This window comes from Microcella sp., assembly GCF_051860105.1.
Taxonomy (GTDB): domain Bacteria; phylum Actinomycetota; class Actinomycetes; order Actinomycetales; family Microbacteriaceae; genus Microcella.
Map to the genome: position 1 here is coordinate 43,106 of NZ_JBHYEO010000015.1, position 6,196 is coordinate 49,301.

General features: G+C 69.6%; 5 protein-coding genes and 1 riboswitch. All 5 genes read left to right on the plus strand.

Translation table 11 applies throughout. The features are described 5' to 3' along the window. Window positions 1-76: 76 nt before the first annotated feature. A riboswitch (FMN riboswitch) is annotated at window positions 77-209 on the plus strand. Window positions 210-272: 63 nt separating this feature from the next. Continuing rightward, entirely contained in the window at window positions 273-1,334 is a 1,062-nt protein-coding gene (gene ribD, locus ACTIE9_RS09410) for a bifunctional diaminohydroxyphosphoribosylaminopyrimidine deaminase/5-amino-6-(5-phosphoribosylamino)uracil reductase RibD (RefSeq protein ID WP_439565320.1), read from the plus strand. Between the two features lies 1 nt (window position 1,335). After that, entirely contained in the window at window positions 1,336-1,953 is a 618-nt protein-coding gene (locus ACTIE9_RS09415; RefSeq protein WP_439565321.1) for a riboflavin synthase, read from the plus strand. After that, window positions 1,950-3,233 (plus strand): 3,4-dihydroxy-2-butanone-4-phosphate synthase, encoded by a 1,284-nt coding sequence (ribB, locus tag ACTIE9_RS09420; RefSeq protein ID WP_439565322.1) that lies wholly within the window; start codon window positions 1,950-1,952, stop codon window positions 3,231-3,233. Before ACTIE9_RS09415 ends, ribB begins: the two co-directional genes overlap by 4 nt. After that, window positions 3,230-3,700, plus strand: a complete 471-nt coding sequence (ribH, locus tag ACTIE9_RS09425) for a 6,7-dimethyl-8-ribityllumazine synthase (RefSeq protein WP_439565323.1) — start codon at window positions 3,230-3,232, stop codon at window positions 3,698-3,700. Before ribB ends, ribH begins: the two co-directional genes overlap by 4 nt. A gap of 249 nt (window positions 3,701-3,949) precedes the next feature. Beyond that, window positions 3,950-5,974, plus strand: a complete 2,025-nt coding sequence (locus ACTIE9_RS09430; RefSeq protein ID WP_439565324.1) for a family 14 glycosylhydrolase — start codon at window positions 3,950-3,952, stop codon at window positions 5,972-5,974. The last annotated feature ends 222 nt before the right edge of the window (window positions 5,975-6,196 follow it).

Consider the following 6,196-nt stretch of genomic DNA (forward strand, 5'->3'; position numbering starts at 1 on the left):
CCGTTCGCGTGCGTCATTCCCAGCAAACGATCGGGAATACTTCAGGCCAGCGGCGGTTGACTACTCTGATAGCTAGTACGTGTTCCGGGGTCGGTGAAAATCCGAGCCGGCGGTGAGAGCCCGCGACCCGCGATCGAGGCGACTCGAGAGCGGTTGAACCGGTGGAATTCCGGTGCCGACGGTGAAAGTCCGGATGGGAGGAACACGCGAGCGGCAGCCTGCCTGTCGCGCGCGCGACCCCGGATGCGTTCCTGATTATGTAAGGAACCCCGATGACCGCCACCGCACCGCACGCCGACGAGGCACTCGTCGCCGCGATGCGGCGCGCCCTCAGCCTGGCGACGCACGGCCCCGCGGTCGGCGTGAATCCGCAGGTCGGCTGCGTGCTCCTCGACGCCGCGGGCGCGGTCGTCGCCGAAGGCTGGCACCGCGGCGCGGGCACCGATCACGCCGAGGTGGATGCCCTGTCTCACCTCGCCAGCGCGGCAGGCCTCACGGCGGTCGTCACGCTCGAGCCCTGCAACCACACCGGTCGCACCGGCCCGTGCGCGCAGGCCCTCATCGATGCCGGTGTCGCTCGCGTCGTCTACGCGCTCGACGACCCCAACCCGATCGCGGGCGGCGGCGCCGACCGGTTGCGCGCGGCGGGCATCGAGGTCATCGGCGGCGTGCTCGCCGACGAGGCCGCCGAGCTGCTGCGGCCGTGGCTCACGAGCGTGCGGCTCGGCCGCCCGTTCGTCACCGTCAAGTGGGCCTCGAGCCTCGACGGCCGTGCCGCCGCCGCCGACGGCACCAGCCAGTGGATCACGGGCACGGCGGCCCGTCAGCGCGTGCACGAGCAGCGAGCGATGCACGATGCGATCGCCGTCGGCACCGGCACGGTGCTCGCCGACGACCCCACGCTCACGGCGCGGGGCGACGGTGGCGAGCTCCTGCCCCACCAGCCGATCCCCGTGGTGTTCGGCGCGACCGCGGTGCCGGCGGATGCCCGCCTGCGCCAGCACCCTGCCGGACTCATCGAGCTCGGCCACCGCGACCTCGGCACGGCGCTCACCGACCTGCATGAGCGCGGCATCCGCCGTCTGTATGTGGAAGGCGGGCCGACGCTCGCGAGCGCGTTCCTGCGCGCCGGGCTGGCCGACGAGGTGCTCGTGTACCTCGCGCCGCTGCTCATCGGCGGCCCGAGAGTGGCCCTCGACGACCTCGGGGTAACCACCATGAGCGAGGTGCACCGGTTGAGCATCCACCGCATCGAGACCCTCGGCGACGACCTGCTGGTCGTGGCCCGCCCGCGCGAGACCCCCACCGCCCCCACCCCTGCGATGAAGGACTGACATGTTCACCGGACTGATCGAAGAGCTCGGCGCCATCGTGCGCTGGGACGCCGTCGGCGACGCCGGCCGCCTCACCGTGCGCGGGCCGCTCGTCGTCAGCGATGCCGCTCACGGCGACTCGATCTCGGTCAACGGCGTGTGCCTGACCGTCGTCGAGCAGGGCGACGACTGGTTCACCGCCGACGTCATGGGGCAGACCCTGGCGATGAGCACGATCGGCACGTGGGCTGTGGGCGAGACGGTCAACCTCGAGCGCGCCGCCGCCGTCGGCGACCGCCTCGGCGGCCACATCGTTCAGGGGCACATCGACGGCACGACGACCGCGCTCGAGGTGCGCCAGCAGGACGCCTGGCGGGTGCTGCGGTTCTCGCTCGACGCCGCCCACGCCCCCCTCGTCGTCGATAAGGGCTCGGTCGCCGTCGACGGCGTGAGCCTCACGGTGAGCGCGGCCGGCGACGACTGGTTCGAGGTCTCGCTCATCCCCGAGACGCTCGCCGCGACCACCCTCGGCCGCAAGCAGGTCGGCGATGCCGCCAACCTCGAGACCGACATCCTCGCTCGACATGTAGCACGGCTGGTGCGATTCGGCGCCACCGCTGACGGAAGGACCCTGTCATGAGCATCGGAACCATCCCCCAGGCCCTGGCCGCCTTGCGCGAGGGCAAGCCCGTGCTTGTCGCCGACGACGAGAGCCGCGAGAACGAGGGCGACGTCATCATCTCGGCCGAGCTCGCCACACCGGCGTGGATCGCCTGGACGATCCGCCACACGAGCGGCTTCATCTGCGCGCCGATGACGAACGAGATCGCCGACGCGTTGCAGCTGCCGCTCATGGTCGAGGACAACCAAGATCCGCGCCGCACCGCCTACACCATCACCGTCGACGCGGCTGACCGCATCACGACGGGCATCAGCGCGGGCGATCGCGCCCACACGCTGCGCACGCTCGCCGACCCGGCGTCGACGCCCACGAGCCTCATCCGCCCGGGCCACATCCTTCCGCTCCGCGCGGTCGACGGGGGTGTGCGCGAGCGCGCCGGGCACACGGAGGCCGCGGTCGAGCTCATGCGTCTCGCCGGGCTGCGACCGGTCGCGGCGATCGGTGAGGTCGTCGCGGAGGACGGCGACATGATGCGCCTGCCCGAGCTGATCCGCTTCGGCGAGCAGGAGGGCGTCGTGGTGATAACGATCGTCGACCTCATCGCCTACCTGGAGTCGGGCGAGGACTTCGCCGCCGCCTCGCCCGCCCGCACGGCCGAGCGTCAGAGCAGCGTCACCTTCGAGGTCGCGACGACGGTGCCGACCACGCACGGGCCTTTCTCGATGCGCGCCTACCGCGACCGTAAGACGGGTGCCGACCACGTTGCGATCGTGAGCGGGATGCCCCACGACGACATGATCGTGCGCGTGCACTCCGAGTGCCTCACGGGCGAAGCGTTCGGCTCGCTCAAGTGCGAGTGCGGCCCGCAGCTGGATGCCGCGCTCGACGTGATCCAGCGCCAGGGCGGCGCCGTGCTCTACATGCGCGGGCATGAGGGCCGGGGTATCGGCCTCATCAACAAGCTCAAGGCCTACCGCCTGCAGGAGGACGGCTACGACACGCTCGACGCGAACCTCGCCCTGGGTCTGCCCGCCGACGCGCGCGACTACGAGGCCGCGAGCGACATGCTGCGCGACCTCGGGGTGACGCGCGTGCGTCTGCTCAGCAACAACCCCGAGAAGCAGCGCCAGCTGACCCAGTACGGTGTCGAGGTGAGCGCGCTCGTGCCGCTCGTCGTCGGCGTCGGCGACGACAACGAGGGATACCTCAGCGCCAAGCGCGACCGCATGGGCCACCGCCTGCCGGAGAGCATCACGAGCGCCCCCGTGTTCGCCACCATCGAAGGGAAGACCGCATGAGCGGTGCAGGATCCCCCCAGCTCACCGTCGACGGCACCGGCCTCACTGTCGCGATCGTCGCGGGCCAGTGGCACACCGTCATCAGCGAGGGCCTGAAGGCCGGCGCGCGGCGGGTTCTCGAGGAGTCGGGTGCGACGGTCGTCGAGTACGCCGTTCCCGGGTCGTTCGAGCTTCCCGTGGTCAGCAAGGCCGCCCTCGAGGCGGGGGCGGATGCCGTGGTCGCGCTCGGCGTGATCATCCGGGGCGGCACGCCCCACTTCGAGTACGTGAGCGCCGCCGCGACCGATGGCCTCACCCGGGTCGCCCTCGACACGGGCAAGCCGGTCGGGTTCGGGGTGCTCACGCTCGACACCGAGCAGCAGGGGCTCGACCGCGCGGGGCTGCCCGGCTCGATCGAGGACAAGGGCGCCGAGGCGGCCGAGGCCGCACTCGCCACGGCGCGCGTGCTGCAGGTCATCCGCGGCTGACCCCTGCCGTTCGGCCTCGGGCGCCGCCGCACCCGTGTGGAACCTGTGGAACCCTCATCGGGAACGATGAGGAACAGCGCAGGACACCCCTGGAACCCGCATGGAACCGGGGGTCGATGGGGTGGAACGCCCCGTCTATCCTGTGAAACTTGTGGAACCGGTTGCACATCACTCGTGCCAGGGTGATACTCCCCCCCAGGGAGGTCGTCAGCGACGACGGTGTCGCTCCTCCCGTCAGGGGAGCATCACATGCGCACTCGAACGCGGTACACAGCCTCGGGCGTCATCGCCCTCGCGCTGTCCATCATCGCCACACTCATCGTCGGGCCGACCTCGGCCACGGCGGCGACCGCCACCAACAATCCCGACTTCAGCGCCAACGTCATGGCGCCGCTCGAGGTGTCGAACTGGACGGAGTTCAGCAACCAGCTCGCGACCGTCGAGGCCTACGGCGTCGACGCCGTGACCGTCGACGTCTGGTGGGGCAAGGTCGAGGCCGCCGGCGACAACCAGTTCAACTGGAGCTACTACGACCAGATCTTCCAGGTGATCACGAGCCGGGGGCTCGACATCGTGCCGATCTTCTCGTTCCACCAGTGCGGCGGCAACGTCGGCGACACCTGCAACATCCCGCTGCCCTCGTGGTTGTGGGGCAAGTACACGGGTGCGACGCTCAACGGCGTCACGCTCGACGCGAACGGCCTGAAGCACCGCAGCGAGCAGGGCAACTACTCGAACGAGACCGTGCAGGGATGGGCCACGCAGCTCGTGCAGAACGAGTACCAGGCGTTCACGCAGGCCTTCGTCGCCCGCTACGGCACGACCTACGCCACGCGCATGCAAGAGATCAACGTCTCCCTCGGCCCGGCCGGCGAGCTGCGCTACCCCTCGTACAACAGCCACGACTCGGGCACCGGCTACCCGACGCGCGGCGCGCTGCAGGCCTACTCGCCGCTCGCCATCAAGAGCTTCCAGCAGTGGGCGCTCGCGAAGTACAGCACTCTCGCGGGCATCAACGCCGCCTGGGGCTCGACCGTGACGACCATCACGCAGGTGCAGCCGCCGAGCAATGCGGGCTTCTTCTTCTCCTCGGGCGACTACCGCACCACGCAGTACGGCAAAGACCTCATCGACTGGTACAACAAGAGCCTCGTCGATCATGGCGAGCGGATGCTCGACACCGTGCTCGCCGCCCTCGGCTCGTCCTTCCCGGGCGCCGAGATCGGCTACAAGATCCCCGGTGTGCACTGGTCGATGACGGGGCCGACGCCGCGGGCTGCGGAGGTCGCGGCCGGGCTCATCCAGACCAGCGTCGGCATGTACGCCGTGAACACCGGTCGCGGCTACGCCAACATCGTCGGGCTCGCGAACCGCGTGGCCGACTCGGGCCGCGGCGTCATCCTGCACTTCACGTGCCTCGAGTTCAACGATGAGAACTTCGCGCCGCAGTTCTCGCAGGCCAAGACCCTCGTGGGCTGGGTCGGCGCCGAGGCTGGTCGTCAGGGCGTGAAGATCAAGGGCGAGAACGCTCTTGCGGGCGGCATCACGTCGAACAACGGCTGGGACAACGTCAACCAGGCGTTCGACAACTCCCCGTATCTCGGCATGACGGTGCTGCGAGTAGGCGAGGTGGCCTCGGGCACGGGAGCGACGCGCTACGCGCAGTTCATCCAGAAGTACCGGCCGGCGGGCTCGGCGTGGAACTCGCTCTACGTGCGCGGCACGAACAACGGCTGGGGCCTCGGTACGCCCATGGTGAAGTCGGGGAATGTCTGGACGGCGATGAACGTCTCGTTCGGTGCCGCCGCGAACCAGCGGTTCAAATTCGACGTGCGCGGCGACTGGAGCCTGAACTACGGCGGGTCGGGGCTCTCGGGCACGGCCGTGCAGAGCGGCGGCGACATCGCGGTGGCATCGAACACGACCTACACGATCACCTTCAACGAGGTGACGAAGGTCTATGCCGCGACGCCGAGCAGTCAGCCTCCACAGGGCTCGGCCGTGACCGTGCACTTCGCCGAATGGCAGTCGGCGTCGAGCTACTCCATCCACACCTGGAACGGGGTCAGCGGCACCTTCCCGATGGTCTACGAGGGCTTCATCAACGGCCGCCACTGGTGGAAGGTGACGCTCTCGAACGCGCCGAGCTCGTTCGGCTTCACCTTCACGAACAGCAACGGCAACTGGGATACCGCCGACCGGGCGTACGCGAGTCAGGCCAGCACGATCTACGTGCTGCCGGGCAACGCCACGGTGTTCACTAGTCGACCGTAGCGACCGCGACCACCGCGACGCCCGCCCCCCGACCACCCAGGGGGCGGGCGTCGCGTCGCTTCGGCAACTGTTGGGCCGCAGGCCAGTCAGGGAGTTCCCCTACAACGAGATACATCTAGGTCCAAGCGCGAGGTGCGAGGGGGGCGCCTTCGTCCCAAGGCGCAACGGTTCCTGCGAAGGCACCCCACGTGTCGCTGACCAGGTTAAGAACATGATCGAAGG